Source organism: Monashia sp. HAY1-11D (assembly GCF_056868035.1).
In genome coordinates, this window is sequence record NZ_CP200320.1 from 3,393,579 (window position 1) to 3,410,615 (window position 17,037).

Here is a 17,037-nt window from a genome sequence, read left to right on the forward strand (position 1 = left end):
CCTGACGTGCACGCGTGAGTCGTGCGACGATTCACACAACAACCGCAACACCACGAACACGAGGAGAGGACCGGACATGGCCACGGGTCTGCCCACCGACGCGAAGCACCACGGGTGCCTCGTCGAGGTGGCCGACCCGTTCACGGGTGGGCGTCGCCACGGCAGCCCACAGGCCGACCACGAGCATCCCCATAGCGTCCTCGCCGACGTGCCACGAGCCTGACCGCTCCCGCGCCACGAGCCGCCACCGGATGTTCCGGTAGGCGGCTCTTTGCCTGTGTCCCAGCACGACCGGCACGAGACGGAAGGAGAGGCCCCGCCATGACCCAGGTCGAGGTGTGGAACGCCGACGAGACGCTGTTGCACCGCGTCACCGTGCGGCACGCGATCGCGATGATCTGGCGCGGTGTCGCGACGCCGGTCACCGAGCACGACACGGACCGCTTCGGCCCGTACCGGGTGCCCCTCGTCGTGCGGCTCGTCCGCTACGTCGAGCAGAAGTGGCTCTACTCGCGGACCCGGGCCACGTACTCGCGCGACGGCGTGCTGCTGCGCGACCGCGGCCGGTGCGCGTACTGCGGACGGTTCACGGCCACGACGATGGACCACGTCCAGCCTCGCTCCCGCGGTGGTGCGACGTCATGGGCCAACGCCGTGGCCGCCTGTGAGCCGTGCAACGCCCGCAAGGGTGACCGGACGCCCGACGAGGCCGGGATGCCGCTGCGCTGGCAGCCGTACGTGCCGACGCGCGTCCAGCTGCACTTCGCGCGCGAGACCGTCATGGAGGGCGCCCTCACCGCGGCTCCCCGCCGTGGCGACGCCCCGGACGCCGGCGCCGCCGCTCGCACCACCGCCCCGCACAAGAGAGGACGACGATGACCCCGTTCCCTGTCGCGCTCCCGGGCGCGCAGGCCTCCACGCTCATGTGGGCCGACCCCGCCGAGGTCGAGCTCGCGGCGCTCGAGCAGCTTCGCACGATCAGCCGGCCCAGGCCTGCGGCCCGGACTCGCTCGTCGAGGTCGTCGCCCGCCTGACGACGCTGCTCTGCGTCAAGGGCTGACCCGGCCGGGTCGAGGGCTGAGCCCCGGCCACCGGCCGTGACGTCGGAAGGCCCCTCGTCCGTGGCTGACCACGGGCGAGGGGCCTTCTCGTGCAAGCCTTCTCGTGCAAGCGGTTCCGCTCAGATGCTGCGGATCGCGAGGGCGACGTTGTGGCCGCCGAACCCGAACGAGTTGTTCAGGGCCGCGATGTCGCCGTCGGGAAGCTGCTGGGCCTCGCCGGTGACGACGTTGAGCGGGATCTCCGGGTCCTGGTCGTCGAGGTTGATCGTCGGCGGCACGAGCCGGTGGTGGACCGACTGGATCGTGATGACGGCCTCGAGGGCGCCGGCGGCGCCGAGCAGGTGTCCGGTCATCGACTTCGTCGCGGTCACCGACAGGTTCTCGGTGTGGTCGCCGAACGCGCGCTTGATGGCGTTGTACTCGGCGACGTCGCCGACGGGTGTCGACGTCGCGTGCGCGTTGATGTGGATGATGTCGGACAGCGCCAGGTCGGCGCGCTCGACGGCGTAGCGCATCGCGCGCGCGGCGCCGGACCCGTTGGGCTCGGGAGCGGTGATGTGGTGCGCGTCGGCCGACATGCCGACGCTGGCCAGCTCGGCGTAGATCCTCGCGCCACGGGCCCTGGCGTGCTCCTCGGACTCGAGGACGATGACGGCCGCACCCTCACCGAGCACGAAGCCGTCGCGGCCCGTGTCGTAGGGGCGCGAGGCCTTCTCCGGCTCGTCGTTGCGGGTCGAGAGGGCCTGCATGGCGGCGAAGCCCGCGATGGGCAGCGCGTGGACCGCGGCCTCGGTGCCACCGGCCACGACGACGTCGGCGCGACCCGTGCGGATCATGTCGATGGCGTAGCCCATGCTCTCGGCGCCGGAGGCGCAGGCGCTCACGGTCGTGTGTGCACCGGCGCGCGCGCCGAGGTCGAGCGAGACGGCGGCCGCGGGCCCGTTGGGCATGAGCATCGGGACGGCGAGCGGGTAGACCCGACGGGGGCCCTTCTCGCGCAGGTTGTCCCACTGGTCGAGCAGCGTCCAGACGCCACCGATGCCGGAGCCGACGGCGGCACCGAGCCGCTCGGGGTCGACCTCGGGCTTGCCCGCATCGGCCCACGCCTCGCGCGCGGCGATGAGGGCGTACTGGCTCGACGGGTCGAGGCGCCGGGTCTCGACCTTGGCCAGGACCTCCTCGGGCTTCCTGGCGATCGTCGCGGCGAAGGTGACCGGAAGCTCGTACTTGGCGACCCAGTCGAAGTCCATCGGGCGGGCGCCGGAACGCCCCGCGAGGAGGGCCTCCCAGGTCTCGGTGGCCGTGCCACCGAGTGGCGTCGTGGCGCCGAGACCGGTGACCACGACGCGTCGGTCGCGATTGGAGGTCATGTGACGTGCTCCTGTCGAGTCGGGGTGTTGCGGTTGGTACGGGGACCCGGGTTCGGGTCGGACGTGGTGCTGGGGTGCAGCGGGGATGCGGTGCGGATGTGGCGGCCGGCCGTCGTGGCCGGGCCGAGCTCGTCGGCCCGGCCACGACGCGGCTCCCGGGGAGCGGGTGGGCCGTCGGTCTCCCGACCGGCCGTCCGCGTCAGGACTGGGCGCTCGAGATGTACGTGACGGCGTCGCGGACCGTCTTGAGGTTCTTGACCTCGCTGTCCGGGATGCGCACGCCGAACTTCTCCTCGGCGTTGACGACGATCGTCATCATCGAGAGGGAGTCGATGTCGAGGTCCTCGGTGAAGGACTTGTCCATCTCGACGGACTCGGTGTCGAGGCCCGTCTCCTCGTTGACGATCTCGGCGAGACCCTCGAGGATCTCCTGCTCGGACTGAGCCATCTGTCTGCTCCTTGTGGTTGGGATCCGTGTGTCGTTCCGTTGGCCCGAATGACCCGTCGGGACCGGCGGGAGCTGGGTCAGGGCAGGACGACGACCTGGGCCGCGTAGACGAGGCCCGCGCCGAAGCCGATCTGCAGCGCGAGGCCGCCGCTCGGGATCTCCTGCTCGGCGAGCATGCGCGTCGTCGCGATCGGGATCGAGGCCGCGGACGTGTTGGCCGTGGTGACGATGTCGCGGGCCACCGGGATGTCGGCGGGCAGCTTGAGCTGCTTGACCATGGCGTCGATGATGCGGATGTTCGCCTGGTGCGGGATGAAGGCGTCGAGGTCGTCGGCCTTGATGCCGGCGCGGTCGATGGCCTGCTGTGCCACGGGCGCCATGCCCCAGACCGCCCACCGGAAGACCGTCTGGCCGGCCATGCCGATGGCGGGCCAGGCGTTCTTGTCGGCCTGGGCGTCCTGCCACGACTCGCGCAGGTCGGTCCACGCCTGCTTCTGGGTGATGGCGTCGCGCTGGGTGCCGTCGGAGCCCCACACCGTGGGGCCGATCCCCGGGGTCTCGCTCGGGCCGATGACGCAGGCGCCGGCGCCGTCGCCGAAGATGAACGCCGTGCCGCGGTCGTACGGGTCGGTGAAGTCGGTCAGCTTCTCGACGCCGACGACGAGGACGTAGTCGGCCGAGCCGCCCTTGACCATGTCGCTGCCCACGGCGACGCCGTAGCAGTAGCCGGCGCACGCGGCCGAGATGTCCATGGCCGGAGCGGTGGAGCCGAGCCGCGACGCGAGCTCGGGCGCGGCGGCCGGAGTCTGGTACGGGTGCGTCACGGTGGCCATGAGCACGAACCCGATCTGCTCGGCGGACACGCCGGCGTGCTCGAGGGCCTGGCGCGCGGCGTGCTCGGCCATGTCGATGACCGACTCGTCCTCGGCCGCCCAGTGCCGGCTGACGATGCCGGAGCGCTCACGGATCCACTCGTCGCTCGAGTCGATCTTGTCGACGATCTCGGCGTTCATGACGACGCGGGCCGGGCGGTAGGCGCCGACGCCGAGGATCCGGGAGTGGCGGGCGCCGCCGGCGTCGACGAGGGTGCCGGTCCCCTTGGGCTGTGGTGCGGTGCCGGGTGCGGTGGTCACGGTGCCTTCTCTGTGGTCGGGGGACGAGGGGTCAGGACGCGGAGGAGCCGGCGTCGGCGGTCGGCGTGACGGACGCGGCCTCGTGGGCGGAGGCGTCCGCGGTGCCGGAGCCGGCGCCGTGCTCGGAGATCATCCGGCGCGCCGGCTCGAGGTCGTCGGGCGTCTTGAGGGCGAGGGTCTCGACGCCGCGCATCGCGCGCTTGGCGAGGCCGACGAGCGTCCCCGCGGGGGCGAAGCTCGAGAAGGCCGGTGACGCCGAGGGACAGCAGCGTCTCCATGCAGAGGTCCCAGCGGACCGGGTTGCTGACCTGGTCGACGAGGCGAGCGAGCGCGTCGGCGCCGGAGCCGACGGCGGCGCCGTCGGCGTTCGACAGGAGCGTCACGGACGGGTCGGCCGCGGTCACCTCGGCGGCGCGGGCGGCGAGGGCGTCGACGGCCGGCGCCATGTGCCGGGTGTGGAAGGCGCCGGCGACCTGCAGGGGGATGACGCGGGCCTTGGCGGGCGGGTCGTCCCGCAGCGCCGCGACCTGCTCGAGGGTGCCGGCAGCCACGACCTGCCCGGCGCCGTTCATGTTCGCGGGGGTCAGGCCGTGGCGCTCGAGGACGGTGAGCACCTCGTCGGGATCGCCACCGAGGACGGCGGCCATCCCGGTCGGCGTGACCGCGCTGGCCTCGGCCATGGCGCGGCCGCGGACGTCGACGAGCGACATCGCCTCGGTCGGGGCGAGCACGCCCGCGGCGGCGGCAGCGGTGAACTCGCCGACCGAGTGCCCGGCGACGACGGTCCCGGTCGGCAGCGTCGTGTCCTCGAGCAGTGCGGCGAGGGTCGTGAGGCCGGCTCCGACGATGAGGGGCTGGGCGACCGCGGTGTCCTTGATCGTGTCGGCGTCCGACGCGGTGCCGTGGGCGACGAGGTCGGTGCCCGCCGCCTCGCCGAGCGCCGTGAGCAGCTCGCGCTGGCCCGGCAGCTCGAGCCAGGGGGAGAGGAAGCCGGGGGTCTGTGAGCCCTGTCCTGGGCAGACGATCGCTAGCACGTGTCCAACACTTCCCGGTTACCGGTCAGGACCCCGCCACCGAATGTCACCAACTCGGCCGCGAATGTTTGGAGGATACCTCCAAGGAGACACGGGCGCCCGGCGTGCTCGCGCCTGCCGCCCGCCGAGCGTCGCGGTGGCGGGCTCGCACGCTCCTGTCAGGCGAGCCGTCCGAGGGCCAGGGCGATCCGCACCGCCCAGGCCTCGCGCGGCGTCGTCAGGTCGTACCCCGTGGCGTCCCCGATGCGCCCCAGGCGGTAGCGGACCGTGTTCGGGTGCACGAAGAGCGTGCGGGCTGTGGCCTCGAGGCTGCCGCCGTTGTCCAGGTAGGCCGTTGCCGTCGCGAGCAGCGGCGCCTGCTGGGCGCCGCGCAGCGGTCGGTGGATCCGCTCGACGAGGATGCGGCGAGCGCTCTGGTCACCGGCGAGGGCCCGCTCGGGCAGGAGGGCGTCGGACTCCACGACGCGGGGGGCGTCGGGCCAGGCCGCGGCGGCCGACAGCCCGCTCAGGGCGGCGCGTGCCGATCGCCCCGCCGCGAACAGGTGCGGCACGGTCGGACCGACGACGACCGGCCCGGGACCGAACCGGTCGGCCACCGCCCCGACGACCGAGAGCGGCTCGCGGGTGCCGCCCACGACGGCGATGAGCCGGGTCCGCTGGACGAGCACGAGGGCCTCGACGCCCTCCTTGCGCACCGCGCGGCGCAGGTCGTCGACCGCGGGCACCGTGCCCCCTCGGCCCTCCGGCGTCGTGCCGGCGACGAACGTCACGTGCGACACCTCGCCCCACCCGAGGGCCGTGGCCCGCGACTGCATCGAGTCGTCGGCCTCCCCACGCAGGACGGCGTCGACGACGAGCGCCTCGAGCCGGGCGTCCCACGCGCCGCGAGCCTCGGCCGCGCCGGCGTAGACCTCGGCGGCGGCGAAGGCGATGTCGCGCGAGAAGCGCAGGACCGACTCGCGCAGCAGCTGCTCGTCGCCGGGGCCGGCGAGCGTCCCGACGTGCGACTCGACGACGTCGACGACCGTGCGCACGAGGTCGAGGGTCTGGCGCAGGCTGACCGACCGCGTCAGCTCCTGCGGCGCGTTGGCGAAGATCGAGATCGCCGACGGCGCGTGCCCCTCGGAACGGAACCAGGCGATGAACTGCGAGATGCCGGCCTGGGCCACGAGGCCCACCTGCGAGCGCTCCTGCGCCGACAGGCGTCGGTACCAGCCGAGGTTCTCCTCCATCCGGCGCGCCGCGAGGGTCGCGAGCTCGCCGGCGCTGCGCTCGACGGTACGCGTCGTCGCGTCGCTCGGCTGCCCGGGTCGCTCGGTCACGGCGTCAGCCTAGGACGCGTCGGACCGGCGCTTTGTGCGGCGGTCACAAACGCCCGGGCGCGGGATCAGCGCGCGGTGAGGATGCAGGAGCGCCCGGCGTAGGAGCGCGGTCCCTCGAACTGTGGCAGCGAGGCCGCCAGGTCGGGGTCGAAGGTGGACAGGTACGCCCTCGCGGCAGCGTGGTCCGCGAAGGTCGCCCGCGTCTCGACGTCGCGTCGCGACACGTGCCGGAAGTGGCGCGACAGCGTCTCCTCGGCGTTCTCGGCGGTGAGCTGGGTGACGAGCGGTTCACCACCCGCCTCGCGGAGGAGGTCGGCGAGATGCTCCTCGCCGTTCGTCGCCACGCTGAGCCGGCCACCGTCGCGAAGGACCCGACGCAGCTCGGCGAGCGTGCCGTCGAGGTCGGGCACGTGGTAGAGCATCCACGCCGCGACCGCGGCGTCGAACGTGTCGTCGGCGAAGGGGAGGTCGGCGGCGGGCAGCCGGCGGGCGGGCACGCCGAGCGCCGCCGTGGCGTCGACCATGGCCGCCGAGATGTCCGTGGCCAGGTAGTCGACGCCCGGCAGCGCGTCGAGCACCGAGCGGGCGAACTGACCTGTGCCGCAACCGATCTCGATGACCTTCGTGGGCCGGGCGGCGACGACCGAGCTGAGCAGGACGTCGACGGGGGAGACGCCCTCGGGGCCTGGCCCCCACACGGCACGGCGGGTGCGCAGGTTGTCCGTGCCGGCGTACTGCGCGTCGACGGTGTCGCGGTCGGTCATCGCGTCGGTCGGCTCCATGACCGAGGACCCTACTCAGTCGGTGCCGAACTCCATCGCGGCGCGGTCGAGCGCCTCGTCCAGCTCGTCGACATCGGCCGCCGCCGGGTTGGCGGCGATGGCCTGCGCTCCACCCGGCGCGAGCTCGCCGACGAGGTCGGTGGCATCGGAGCCGAGCAGGCCCTGCGACGCGTAGAGCTCGAGCTTGGCGCGCGAGTCGGCGATGTCGAGGTTGCGCATCGTCAGCTGGCCGATGCGGTCGACGGGCCCGAACGCGGCGTCCTCGGTGCGTTCCATCGACAGCTTCTCGGGGTGGTAGCTGAATGCCGGGCCGGTCGTGTTCACGACGGACCAGTCGTCGCCGCGGCGCAGGCGCACGGTCACCTCGCCGGTCACGGCGCTGGCGACCCAGCGCTGGAGCGACTCGCGCAGCATGAGCGACTGCGGGTCGAGCCAGCGGCCTTCGTAGAGCAGGCGACCGAGGCGTCGGCCCTCGGCGTGGTAGCTGGCGATGGTGTCCTCGTTGTGGATCGCGTTGAGGAGCCGCTCGTACGTGAGGTGGAGCAGCGCCATGGCCGGCGCCTCGTAGATGCCGCGCGACTTCGCCTCGATGATGCGGTTCTCGATCTGGTCGCTCATGCCGAGTCCGTGGCGGCCACCGATCGCGTTGGCCTCCATGACGAGCGCGACGGGGTCGTCGTAGGTGACCCCGTTGACCGCCACCGGGCGGCCGCGCTCCCAGCGGATCGTGACGTCCTCGGGCTCGATGGCGACCGCGGGGTCCCAGAACCGGACGCCCATGATCGGCTCGACGACCTCCATGGACTCGTCGAGGAACTCGAGGGTCTTGGCCTCGTGGGTGGCGCCCCAGATGTTGGCATCGGTCGAGTACGCCTTCTCCGCGGACGCGCGGTAGGGCAGGTCTCGGGCCGTCAGCCATTGGGACATCTCGTGCCGGCCGCCGAGCTCGGTGACGAAGTCGGCGTCGAGCCACGGCTTGTAGATGCGCAGCTGCGGGTTGGCCATCAGGCCGTAGCGGTAGAACCGCTCGATGTCGTTGCCCTTGAAGGTCGAGCCGTCGCCCCAGATCGAGACGCCGTCCTCGTGCATCGCCCGCACGAGGAGCGTGCCGGTGACGACGCGTCCGAGCGGCGTCGTGTTGAAGTACGTCCTGCCACCGCTGCGGATGTGGAAGGCGCCGCAGGCGATGGCCGACAGCCCCTCCTCGACGAGCGCCTGGCGGCAGTCGACGAGGCGGCTGATCTCGGCCCCGTACTGGCCGGCGCGGCCCGGGACCGACCCGATGTCCGGCTCGTCGTACTGGCCGAGGTCGGCCGTGTACGTGCAGGGCACCGCGCCCTTCTCACGCATCCACGCGACGGCCACCGAGGTGTCGAGGCCACCGGAGAAGGCGATGCCGACGCGTTCACCGACAGGGAGGGAGGTCAGTACCTTGGACACGCGTGCAAGTATATGCACAGGCGCGCATACCTATCCAATCGCGATGCCGCTTGCGGGCCGGCGCGGGCTGGGCCTGCGTCGCATCCGCTGTGCTTCGGGGCAGGCACTGCTGGGCAACCGACGCGACCTGCCCCGAAACGCAGCCCGTCGCACGCGGGCCGGCTGCTGACACCAACCCGGGCTCGGCCCGCCGTCCACACCCCCTGCGCCGGTCCACACCCGATCCACAGCGGCGGACCCCGCGGTGGTCACCGTCCGGCACCGGGCCCACGGTCGTGGCATGGATCTGCGACTCGTGGCCCGGGACGGCATCTTCTCCACCGGCGATGCCGACCGCATCGGTGTCGACCGGCATGCACTGACCCGCCTGTGCCGTCGAGGTGAGGTCATCCGACTGACGCGTGGCTGGTACGCCGTCGTCGCCGAGGCCTCGCCGACGGCCGAGGAGGTGCATCGCCTCACGGCGCTCGCGCTGGGACGGCAGTTCCGCTCGCGCGCGGTCATCAGCCACCACTCGTTGCTCCTCTGTCGACGCCTCCCGACGTTCGGCGCCGATCTGCGCACGGTGCACCTCACGTCAGCCGTCGGCGGACGCCGAGGCGATGCTGCGGGGGCGGGACGCAGCGTCAGCGTGCGCAGGCCGGGGCTGGTGGTCCATCGGGCCGTGGGCGAGGTGCGGCTCGGCTCACCCGGGCGGGACGGCAACCGGCCCGTCGCGATGCCGCTCGCGCACGCGATCGTCCAGGCGGGACTGCTCAGCGGCCCCCTCGGCGCGCTCGTCCCGGCCGACGCCGCCCTGCGCGCCGCCCTGGTGACGCCCGACGCGCTGGCCGGTGCGGTCGCCGACCTGCGCCACCACACGGGTGTCGGGCCCGTGCGCGCGGCCCTGCCGCAGGCGGACGGGCGGCACGAGTCACCCGGTGAGAGCCGGACGGCCTACGTGCTGCGGGCACTCGGGTTCGAGCTGGAGCCGCAGGTCGACGTCGTCGCGGACGGCCGCCGCTACCGGGCCGACTTCCGGATCATCGGGTCGCGCGTGCTCGTCGAGTTCGACGGCGCCGTGAAGTACGCCGACGGCCGCCGCGAGACCCTGTTCGAGGAGAAGCAGCGCGAGGACGCGCTGCGGCGCGAGGGCTGGACGGTGGTCCGGCTGATCTGGTCGGACCTCGACGACCCGGAGCGCGTGCGCCGGCGAGTCCTCGACGCCCTCGCACGGGCTGCCTGACGGAACACGGCCTGTGCTTCGGGGCACGGACGGCGTGGGCCCGCGCAGTGCGTACCGCAAAGCGCGGCACGTCGGGAGGGGCGCGCGGCCGATCGGTACGGTCGACGACGCCGGGACGCGCAGTGGCCCGGCCCCCGCATGGGGACCGGGCCACCGGCGTCGGTCAGTCGGAGCGTCAGCTCTCGCCGCCGGCGTTGCCGGACGTGCCGGCCGTGACGTCGTCGAGCCGGTACTTGTCGGCCGCCTTGGCCGGGATGTCGGCGTCGATCCGGCCCTCCTTGGCCAGCAGCTGCAGCGCCCGCACCGCGACCGAGGGGCCGTCGATGTGGAAGAAGCGGCGCGCGGCCGGGCGGGTGTCGGAGAAGCCGAAGCCGTCGGCGCCGAGCGAGGCGTACGTGCCGGGGACCCACTCGCGGATCTGGTCCTGCACGGCCCGCATGTAGTCCGACACGGCGATGACGGGGCCCTCGGTGCCCTCGAGGCACTGGGTGACCCACGGCTTGACCGGCGCGCCGTCCGGGCCGAGGAACTCCTGCGCGTCGGCGGCCAGGCCGTCGCGGCGCAGCTCGTTCCACGAGGTCACCGACCAGACGTCGGCAGCCACGCCCCAGTCGTCGGCGAGCAGCTGCTGGGCCTCGAGCGCCCACGGCACCCCGACGCCCGAGGCGAGGAGCTGTGCGCGCGCCGGGGTGTGCTGCCAGCCCTCGGTGTCGGCCTCGGACAGGCGGTACATGCCCTTGAGGATGCCCTCGACGTCGACGTTCTCCGGCTCGGCCGGCTGCACGATCGGCTCGTTGTAGACGGTCAGGTAGTAGATGAGGTTGGACTCCTCGGGAGTCCGCCCCTCGCCGTACATCCGATGCAGGCCGTCCTGGACGATGTGCGCGATCTCGTAGCCGAAGGCCGGGTCGTAGTGCACGACCGCCGGGTTGGTCGAGGCGAGGAGGGGGCTGTGGCCGTCAGCGTGCTGCAGACCCTCACCGGTCAGCGTCGTGCGGCCGGCGGTGGCGCCGATGAGGAAGCCACGCGTCATCTGGTCGGCTGCCGCCCAGATGGAGTCGCCGGTGCGCTGGAAGCCGAACATCGAGTAGAAGACGTAGACCGGGATCATCGGCTGGCCGTGGGTCGCGTACGACGTGCCGGCGGCCGTGAACGCGGCGAGGGAACCCGCCTCGTTGATGCCGAGGTGCAGGATCTGGCCCTGCTCGTTCTCGCGGTAGGCGAGCATGAGCTCGGCGTCGACGGGCGTGTAGTTCTGTCCGTTGGGGTTGTAGATCTTGATCGTCGGGAAGAACGCGTCCATGCCGAACGTGCGCGCCTCGTCGGGGATGATCGGCACGATCCGCTTGCCGAACTCCTTGTCGCGCAGGAGGTCCTTGAGCAGGCGCACGAAGGCCATCGTCGTGGCGACCTCCTGCTTGCCCGAGCCCTTCTTCACCTGGGCGTAGGCCTCGTCACCGGGCAGCTTGACGGTCTCGAAGCGGACGCGTCGGCTCGGCAGGGTGCCGCCGAGCTTGGCGCGGCGGTCGACCGAGTACCGGATGACCTCGTTGTCGGGACCGGGGTGGTAGTACGGCGGCTGGTACGGGTTGGCCTCGAGCTGCTCGTCGGTGATCGGGATGCGGAGGCTGTCGCGGAAGGCCTTGAGGTCGTCCAGCGTCATCTTCTTCATCTGGTGCGTGGCGTTGCGGCCGGCGAAGTGCGAGCCGAGGCTGTAGCCCTTGATCGTCTTGGCGAGGATGACGGTCGGCTGCCCGGTGTGCTCCCGCGCCGCCTTGTAGGCCGCGTACACCTTGCGGTAGTCGTGGCCGCCGCGCTTGAGGTCCCACCAGACCTGCTCGTCGGTCCAGTCCTCGACCATCTTGGCGGTGCGCGGGTCGCGCCCGAAGAAGTGGTCGCGGACGTACTTGCCGTCGTTGGCGCGGAAGGTCTGGTAGTCGCCGTCGCTCGTCTGGTTCATGATGTGCACGAGCGCGCCGTCACGGTCGCCGGCCAGCAGCGGGTCCCACCCGCGTCCCCAGACGACCTTGATGACGTTCCAGCCGGCGCCGCGGAAGAACGCCTCGAGCTCCTGGATGATCTTGCCGTTGCCGCGCACCGGGCCGTCGAGACGCTGCAGGTTGCAGTTGATGACGAAGGTGAGGTTGTCGAGCTCCTCGTTGGCCGCGAGCTGGAGCAGGCCGCGGGACTCGGGCTCGTCCATCTCGCCGTCGCCGAGGAAGGCCCAGACGTCCTGCTGGCTGGTGTCCTTGAGCCCGCGGTTGTGCAGGTACTTGTTGAACTGCGCCTGGTAGATCGCGTTCATCGGGCCGATGCCCATCGACACCGTCGGGAACTCCCAGTAGTCCGGCATGAGGCGCGGGTGGGGGTAGGACGGGACGGCGCGGATCTTGCCGTCGACGATGTGGCTCTTCTCCTGGCGGAAGCCGTCGAGGTCGGCCTCGCTGAGGTGGCCCTCGAGGAAGCTGCGGGCGTACATGCCGGGGGAGGCGTGGCCCTGGAAGTACACCTGGTCGCCGCCGCCGGGGTGGTCCTTGCCGCGGAAGAAGTGGTTCATGCCCACCTCGTAGAGCGTGGCGGCGCTCGCGTACGTCGAGATGTGGCCGCCGACACCGATGCCCGGACGCTGCGCGCGGTGCACCATGACCGCGGCGTTCCAGCGGATGTAGCGGCGGAACTCGCGCTCGACGTCCTCGTCGCCGGGGAACCACGGCTCGCGCTCCGGCGGGATGGTGTTGATGTAGTCGGTCGCGGTCAGGGACGGCACCCCGACCTGCTGCTGGCGGGCCCGCTCGATGAGCTTGAGCATGATGTACCGCGCTCGCGTACGGCCCTTCTCGTCCAGCACGGCGTCGAGCGAGTCGAGCCACTCCTGGGTCTCCTCGGGGTCGATGTCCGGGAGCTGACTGGGGATGCCGTTGAGGATCGGGCCGGCCTCGGAAGCCACGTCGTGGGTCCTTTCTCGTCGCGTCGCCGCGCTCGCGGCCGGTCGGCCGTAGCGGGGCTCCCACCCATCCTCCACCAATCCGTGGTGGCCGTCACACCCGGGTCCGGCTGTGGGACGCGGCGGCTGGGGCCACCGACGGGCGCGTTGTCCCGCGTTGTGCGCGTCCACCGCGCCTTGCGCGGTACGGTCGGACCGGATGGACTGGTACCGGTGCGGGAGCGCCTGCCGCCCCACCCTGCTCGACCTCTGCTCGACCTTTGCCCGACCCGCACGCCATGTGCACGACCGGCCCGCGCCACCTGGACGGGCCCAACGACCGAGAGGACCGGTGACAGTGAGCGCGACCGCGGGAGCGGCGTCCCTCAGCAAGCTCGGATTTGCCAAAGGGCAGATCATCCAGGAGTTCGGCTATGACGACGACGTCGACGACGACCTGCGGTTCGAGATCGAGGACGTCATCGGCACCGAGCTCGAGGACGAGGACTTCAACGACGGCGCCGACGGTGTCATCGTCTGGTACCGCGACGGCGACGAGGATCTCGTCGACCTCATGGTCGATGCCCTCACCAAGCTCTTCGACAAGGGGTTCGTCGTGCTCCTGACGCCCAAGGCGGGGCGGCCCGGGCACGCGGACGCCAGCGTCGTCGAGGAGGCGGCGTCGACGGCGGGCCTCGTCACGGGAGGGCAGGTCAACGTCGCGACGAACTGGACCGCCTCACGGCTCATGCCGCCGAAGGGCCCGCGCCGCTGAACGTCGGTGTCGGCGGCTGTGGCGTGCAGCCCCCGCTCGACCGGACGCCCACGCCTCCGACGGTGGCGAGGGGCTGTCGCGAGGGTGCTGCGTGGGCGTCCCCGACGAGGCGGGACGACGAGGTGGGACACTCGGTGGCATGACGAACGCGCCATCGCTCCACGCGTCCGCCCCCGTGGCCCCCGGCGACCTCGCCCCCGACTTCACGCTCGTCGACCAGTACGGGGTCGATATCAGCCTGTCCTCGGTGCGAGGCGTCAAGAACGCCGCCGTCGTGTTCTACCCGGCGGCGTTCTCGGGCATCTGCCGGGGCGAGCTGCGCGAGATCCGCGACGGCCTCGAGGACTTCCAGACCGACGACATCCAGGTGTTCGCCGTCTCCTGCGACTCGATGTACACGCTGCGCACGTGGGCCGACGCCGAGGGCCACTTCTTCCCGCTCCTGTCCGACTTCTGGCCGCACGGGGAGGTCGCGCGCCGCTACGGGGTCTTCAGCGAGGAGGACGGGTTCGCCCTGCGGGGGACGTTCCTGCTCGACCGCTCCGGCCGCGTCGTGTGGTCCGAGGTGCGCGGCATCGGCCAGGGCCGCGACTTCCGCGAGTACCGCAGGGCGGTCGCGGCGCTCCGCGCGACGGACGCGTCCCGCGCGACGGACGCGTCCCGGGCGTCGGACACGTCCCGTGCGTCGGACACGTCGGGCGCCTCGGCCCGCTAGGCTGACGGCCGCCCGGCAGGACACCGTCCGCGTCGGGCGGGGGCCTGTAGCTCAGCTGGTAGAGCACCGCGTTTACACCGCGGGTGTCGTCGGTTCGATCCCGGCCGGGCCCACATGCTTGACGTGACGCTGCGCGACGTCGTCGCGATCCTCGAGTCGCTCTACCCGCCGGACACCGCCGCCGACTGGGACCGGGTCGGCCTCGTCACGGGCGACCTCGACCAGCCGGTGCGCACGATGATGTTCGCGCTCGACCCGACGCTCGCCGTCATCGACGAGGCCGTCGCGTGCGAGACCGACCTCCTCGTCACCCACCACCCCCTGCTGCTGCGCGGGGTCCACTCGGTGGCCACGACGACGGCCAAGGGCGCCTCGGTCACCGCGCTGCTCGCCGGTGGCGTGGCCCTCTACGTGGCCCACACGAACGCCGACGTCGCCGACCCGGGGGTGTCGACCGTGCTCGCCGACGCCCTCGGGCTGACGAGCCAGCGGCCCCTGACCCAGGTCGGCGGGCGCGATGCGGGACGCGTCGGCGAGCTGCCCGTCGCGCGGTCGCTGCGGGCGTTCGCCGAGTCGCTCGTCGAGGTCCTGCCCCCGACCGCCGGGGGCGTGCGCGTCAGCGGCGACCCCGACGCCGTCGTGCACCGGGTCGCCGTCATGGGCGGCTCCGGGGACGACCAGTTCGACGCCGTCCGCGCCTCGGGCGCCGACGTGTACGTCACGGCCGACCTGCGTCACCACCCGGTGCTCGAGGCCCGCGAGGAGGCTCGCGACGGCGCCCCGTACCTCGTCGACGCCGGCCACTGGGCCACCGAGTCGCTGTGGCTGGCGAGCGCCCGGGAGCGGGTCCTCCGGGCGTTGGGGGAGGACCCGACCCCCGGTGCCGAACCGACTAGGGTCGTGGGCAGACTCTCGACTCTGCGCACCGAGCCGTGGACCTTCGTCGTCGGTGCCAACCGAGCCCACCCGGACGCGGGCCCCGCCCGCGACCGGACCGATCCCGGAGGTGCGTCCTGAAAGCCGACCCGTCCCGCCAGTGGCGCCTGCTCGACCTGCAGGCGATCGACACGCGCCTGGACCAGATCGCGCACGCCAAGGCCAACCTCCCGCAGCTGGCCGCCGTCGACGCGGCACGGCGGGAGGTCGGTGCCCTCCAGACCGAGGTCGTCAACGCGCGTACCGCGGCCGACGACGTCCAGCGCGAGCTGACCAAGTCCGAGCAGGACGTCCAGCTCGTGCGCGACCGGGCGGCCCGCAACCAGTCGCGGCTCGACGCCGGCCACGGTTCGGCCAAGGACCTGCAGGCCCTCCAGCACGAGCTCACCTCCCTGGCGCGCCGCCAGGCCGAGCTCGAGGACGTCGAGATAGAGGTCATGGAGCGCGCCGAGTCCCTCGCGGCCCGCGTCACCGAGCTCGAGCGGCGGCACGCCGAGGTGGCCGAGGGGCTGGCACGGCTCGAGGCGGAGCGTGACGCGTCGCTGGCCGAGCTCGACGCGGAGGCGTCGAAGGTGGGAGGTGGGCGCGCCGACGTCGTGGCCGGCGTGGGCGACGACCTCGTCAGCCTCTACGAGAAGATCCGCGCCTCGAGCGGTGGCCTGGCGGCCGCCGCGATCTCGCACCGCCGGTGTGGTGGCTGCCGGCTCGAGCTCAACCGGGTCGACCTCGACCGCATCCGCAGCACCCCGCAGGATGAGGTCCTCCGCTGCGAGGAGTGCCGACGCATCATGGTGCGCACCGCCGAGTCGGGCCTGTGAGCCGATCGGTGAGCCGCCGGTGAGCGCGAGCTCCGGGCGCCGCCTCGTCGTCGAGGCCGACGGCGGGTCGCGGGGCAACCCCGGTGTCGCCGGCTACGGCGCCCTCGTCCGCGATGTCGAGACCGGCGCGGTCCTCGTCGAGCTGGCCGAGCCGCTGGGCAGGCAGAGCAACAACGTCGCCGAGTACTCCGGTCTCGTGGCCGGGCTGACGGCTGCCGCCGACCTGGCCAGCGGGCCGCGGGTCGTCGCGCGCATGGACTCCAAGCTCGTCGTGGAGCAGATGTCGGGTCGCTGGAAGATCAAGCACGAGGACATGCGCCGGCTCGCCCTCGAGGCCCGCGACGTCGTGAGGCGCATCGTCGACGCCGGTGGGTCGGTCGAGTTCGAGTGGGTGCCGCGTGAGAGGAACAAGGCCGCCGACGCCCTGAGCAACGAGGCGATGGACGGCAGGAGCGTCCGGCGCGTCCGCGAGACGGGCGGCGACGGCGCCGACGGCTCGGAGCTTCTCGACCACGCCGTCCACGCGGCCGAGGCGGTGGCCTCGACCGTGGCTCCCGTGGCTCCCGTGTCTCCCGGGGCTGTGGTCGGCGCGGCGACGCGTCCGCTGCGGCTGCTGCTCGTCCAGGTGCCGCACGACGAGGGCGCGGAGCCGCGGGTCCTCCGGGCGGTGCAGCGGCTCGTCGGGGCCGACGCGCGTGTCGTCGGCTCGGCCGAGCCGACCGCGCGCCGCCTCGCCGAGGCGGTGGCGACCACCCTCGACGCGTCGGTCGCAGTGACCGCCGCCTGGGACGGCACCGCGCCGGGCGAGGGCGCCGACGCCCAGGTCCGTGAGGCCTACCGCGAGCTGGCGGCCGAGGGCGGCACCGTCGTCGCCGTCACCTCGCGCCGCGGTGTCCTTTCGGTGCTCGCGGAGGTCCTCGCCACCCCGACGGAGCGGTTCTGGGCCCTGGCGACCGCGCCCGGCAGCCTCTCGGCGGTCGAGGTGTGGGAGGACGGCTCGGCGTCGGTGGCTTTCACCAATCGGACCGACCATCTCGCCTGACGGACCGCGTGCG

The 17,037-nt window shown here is 72.7% G+C and carries 16 protein-coding genes, 1 tRNA gene and 1 pseudogene; 10 read left to right on the top strand and 8 right to left on the bottom strand.

The genetic code is table 11. The features are described from left to right. Positions 1–76 precede the first annotated feature (76 nt). From AC1VM9_RS15690 to AC1VM9_RS15700, 3 genes are all read left to right on the top strand, one after another. Positions 77–223, top strand: coding sequence for a hypothetical protein (locus AC1VM9_RS15690; protein WP_481347096.1), 147 nt, complete (start codon positions 77–79; stop codon positions 221–223). Positions 224–321: 98 nt separating this feature from the next. After that, positions 322–879, top strand: coding sequence for an HNH endonuclease (locus AC1VM9_RS15695; protein WP_483123285.1), 558 nt, complete (start codon positions 322–324; stop codon positions 877–879). Beyond that, positions 876–1,034, top strand: a complete 159-nt coding sequence (locus AC1VM9_RS15700; RefSeq protein ID WP_483123287.1) for a hypothetical protein — start codon at positions 876–878, stop codon at positions 1,032–1,034. The genes AC1VM9_RS15695 and AC1VM9_RS15700 overlap by 4 nt, the downstream gene beginning before the upstream one ends. 146 nt (positions 1,035–1,180) lie before the next feature. On the opposite strand, the gene fabF is transcribed toward AC1VM9_RS15700, so the two are convergent. From fabF to argG, 7 genes and pseudogenes are all read right to left on the bottom strand, one after another. Further along, on the bottom strand, positions 1,181–2,431 hold the full coding sequence (gene fabF / locus AC1VM9_RS15705) for a beta-ketoacyl-ACP synthase II (protein WP_483123288.1): 1,251 nt from the start codon (positions 2,429–2,431) through the stop codon (positions 1,181–1,183). Positions 2,432–2,630: 199 nt separating this feature from the next. After that, positions 2,631–2,879 carry an acyl carrier protein gene (locus tag AC1VM9_RS15710; RefSeq protein WP_481343861.1) on the bottom strand — a complete coding sequence of 83 codons (249 nt, stop codon included), beginning with the start codon at positions 2,877–2,879 and terminating at the stop codon, positions 2,631–2,633. Between the two features lie 77 nt (positions 2,880–2,956). Next, positions 2,957–4,012, bottom strand: a complete 1,056-nt coding sequence (locus AC1VM9_RS15715; protein ID WP_481343862.1) for a beta-ketoacyl-ACP synthase III — start codon at positions 4,010–4,012, stop codon at positions 2,957–2,959. 31 nt (positions 4,013–4,043) lie between these two features. Then, a pseudogene (locus tag AC1VM9_RS15720) lies at positions 4,044–5,046 on the bottom strand (ACP S-malonyltransferase). 158 nt (positions 5,047–5,204) lie between these two features. Further along, complete coding sequence (locus AC1VM9_RS15725; RefSeq protein WP_481343864.1) at positions 5,205–6,368, bottom strand: PucR family transcriptional regulator; 1,164 nt, start codon at positions 6,366–6,368, stop codon at positions 5,205–5,207. A 65-nt stretch (positions 6,369–6,433) separates the two neighbouring features. Further along, a complete protein-coding gene (locus tag AC1VM9_RS15730; RefSeq protein WP_483123290.1) occupies positions 6,434–7,150 on the bottom strand; it encodes a class I SAM-dependent methyltransferase in 717 nt (238 codons plus the stop codon). A gap of 15 nt (positions 7,151–7,165) precedes the next feature. Then, positions 7,166–8,590, bottom strand: a complete 1,425-nt coding sequence (gene argG / locus AC1VM9_RS15735; RefSeq protein ID WP_481345723.1) for an argininosuccinate synthase — start codon at positions 8,588–8,590, stop codon at positions 7,166–7,168. 280 nt (positions 8,591–8,870) lie between these two features. Between argG and AC1VM9_RS15740 the strand changes: the two genes are divergently transcribed. Further along, on the top strand, positions 8,871–9,815 hold the full coding sequence (locus AC1VM9_RS15740; protein ID WP_483123291.1) for a type IV toxin-antitoxin system AbiEi family antitoxin domain-containing protein: 945 nt from the start codon (positions 8,871–8,873) through the stop codon (positions 9,813–9,815). A 175-nt stretch (positions 9,816–9,990) separates the two neighbouring features. On the opposite strand, the gene aceE is transcribed toward AC1VM9_RS15740, so the two are convergent. Beyond that, positions 9,991–12,762 (bottom strand): pyruvate dehydrogenase (acetyl-transferring), homodimeric type, encoded by a 2,772-nt coding sequence (gene aceE, locus AC1VM9_RS15745; RefSeq protein WP_483123293.1) that lies wholly within the window; start codon positions 12,760–12,762, stop codon positions 9,991–9,993. Between the two features lie 334 nt (positions 12,763–13,096). Between aceE and AC1VM9_RS15750 the strand changes: the two genes are divergently transcribed. The 6 genes from AC1VM9_RS15750 to AC1VM9_RS15775 all read left to right on the top strand — a co-directional run bounded on the left by AC1VM9_RS15750 (position 13,097) and on the right by AC1VM9_RS15775 (position 17,024). Then, positions 13,097–13,513, top strand: coding sequence for a DUF3052 domain-containing protein (locus AC1VM9_RS15750; RefSeq protein WP_481339941.1), 417 nt, complete (start codon positions 13,097–13,099; stop codon positions 13,511–13,513). Between the two features lie 139 nt (positions 13,514–13,652). Beyond that, positions 13,653–14,228 (top strand): peroxiredoxin, encoded by a 576-nt coding sequence (locus AC1VM9_RS15755; RefSeq protein WP_481345726.1) that lies wholly within the window; start codon positions 13,653–13,655, stop codon positions 14,226–14,228. Between the two features lie 40 nt (positions 14,229–14,268). Next, positions 14,269–14,341: transfer RNA gene (locus AC1VM9_RS15760), tRNA-Val, on the top strand. Position 14,342: 1 nt separating this feature from the next. After that, entirely contained in the window at positions 14,343–15,245 is a 903-nt protein-coding gene (locus AC1VM9_RS15765; RefSeq protein ID WP_483123294.1) for a Nif3-like dinuclear metal center hexameric protein, read from the top strand. Next, positions 15,161–15,982 carry a zinc ribbon domain-containing protein gene (locus AC1VM9_RS15770; RefSeq protein ID WP_483123296.1) on the top strand — a complete coding sequence of 274 codons (822 nt, stop codon included), beginning with the start codon at positions 15,161–15,163 and terminating at the stop codon, positions 15,980–15,982. The genes AC1VM9_RS15765 and AC1VM9_RS15770 overlap by 85 nt, the downstream gene beginning before the upstream one ends. Positions 15,983–16,001: 19 nt before the next feature. Beyond that, positions 16,002–17,024: a reverse transcriptase-like protein gene (locus AC1VM9_RS15775; protein ID WP_483123298.1), complete on the top strand. Its 1,023-nt coding sequence runs from the start codon at positions 16,002–16,004 to the stop codon at positions 17,022–17,024. The last annotated feature ends 13 nt before the right edge of the window (positions 17,025–17,037 follow it).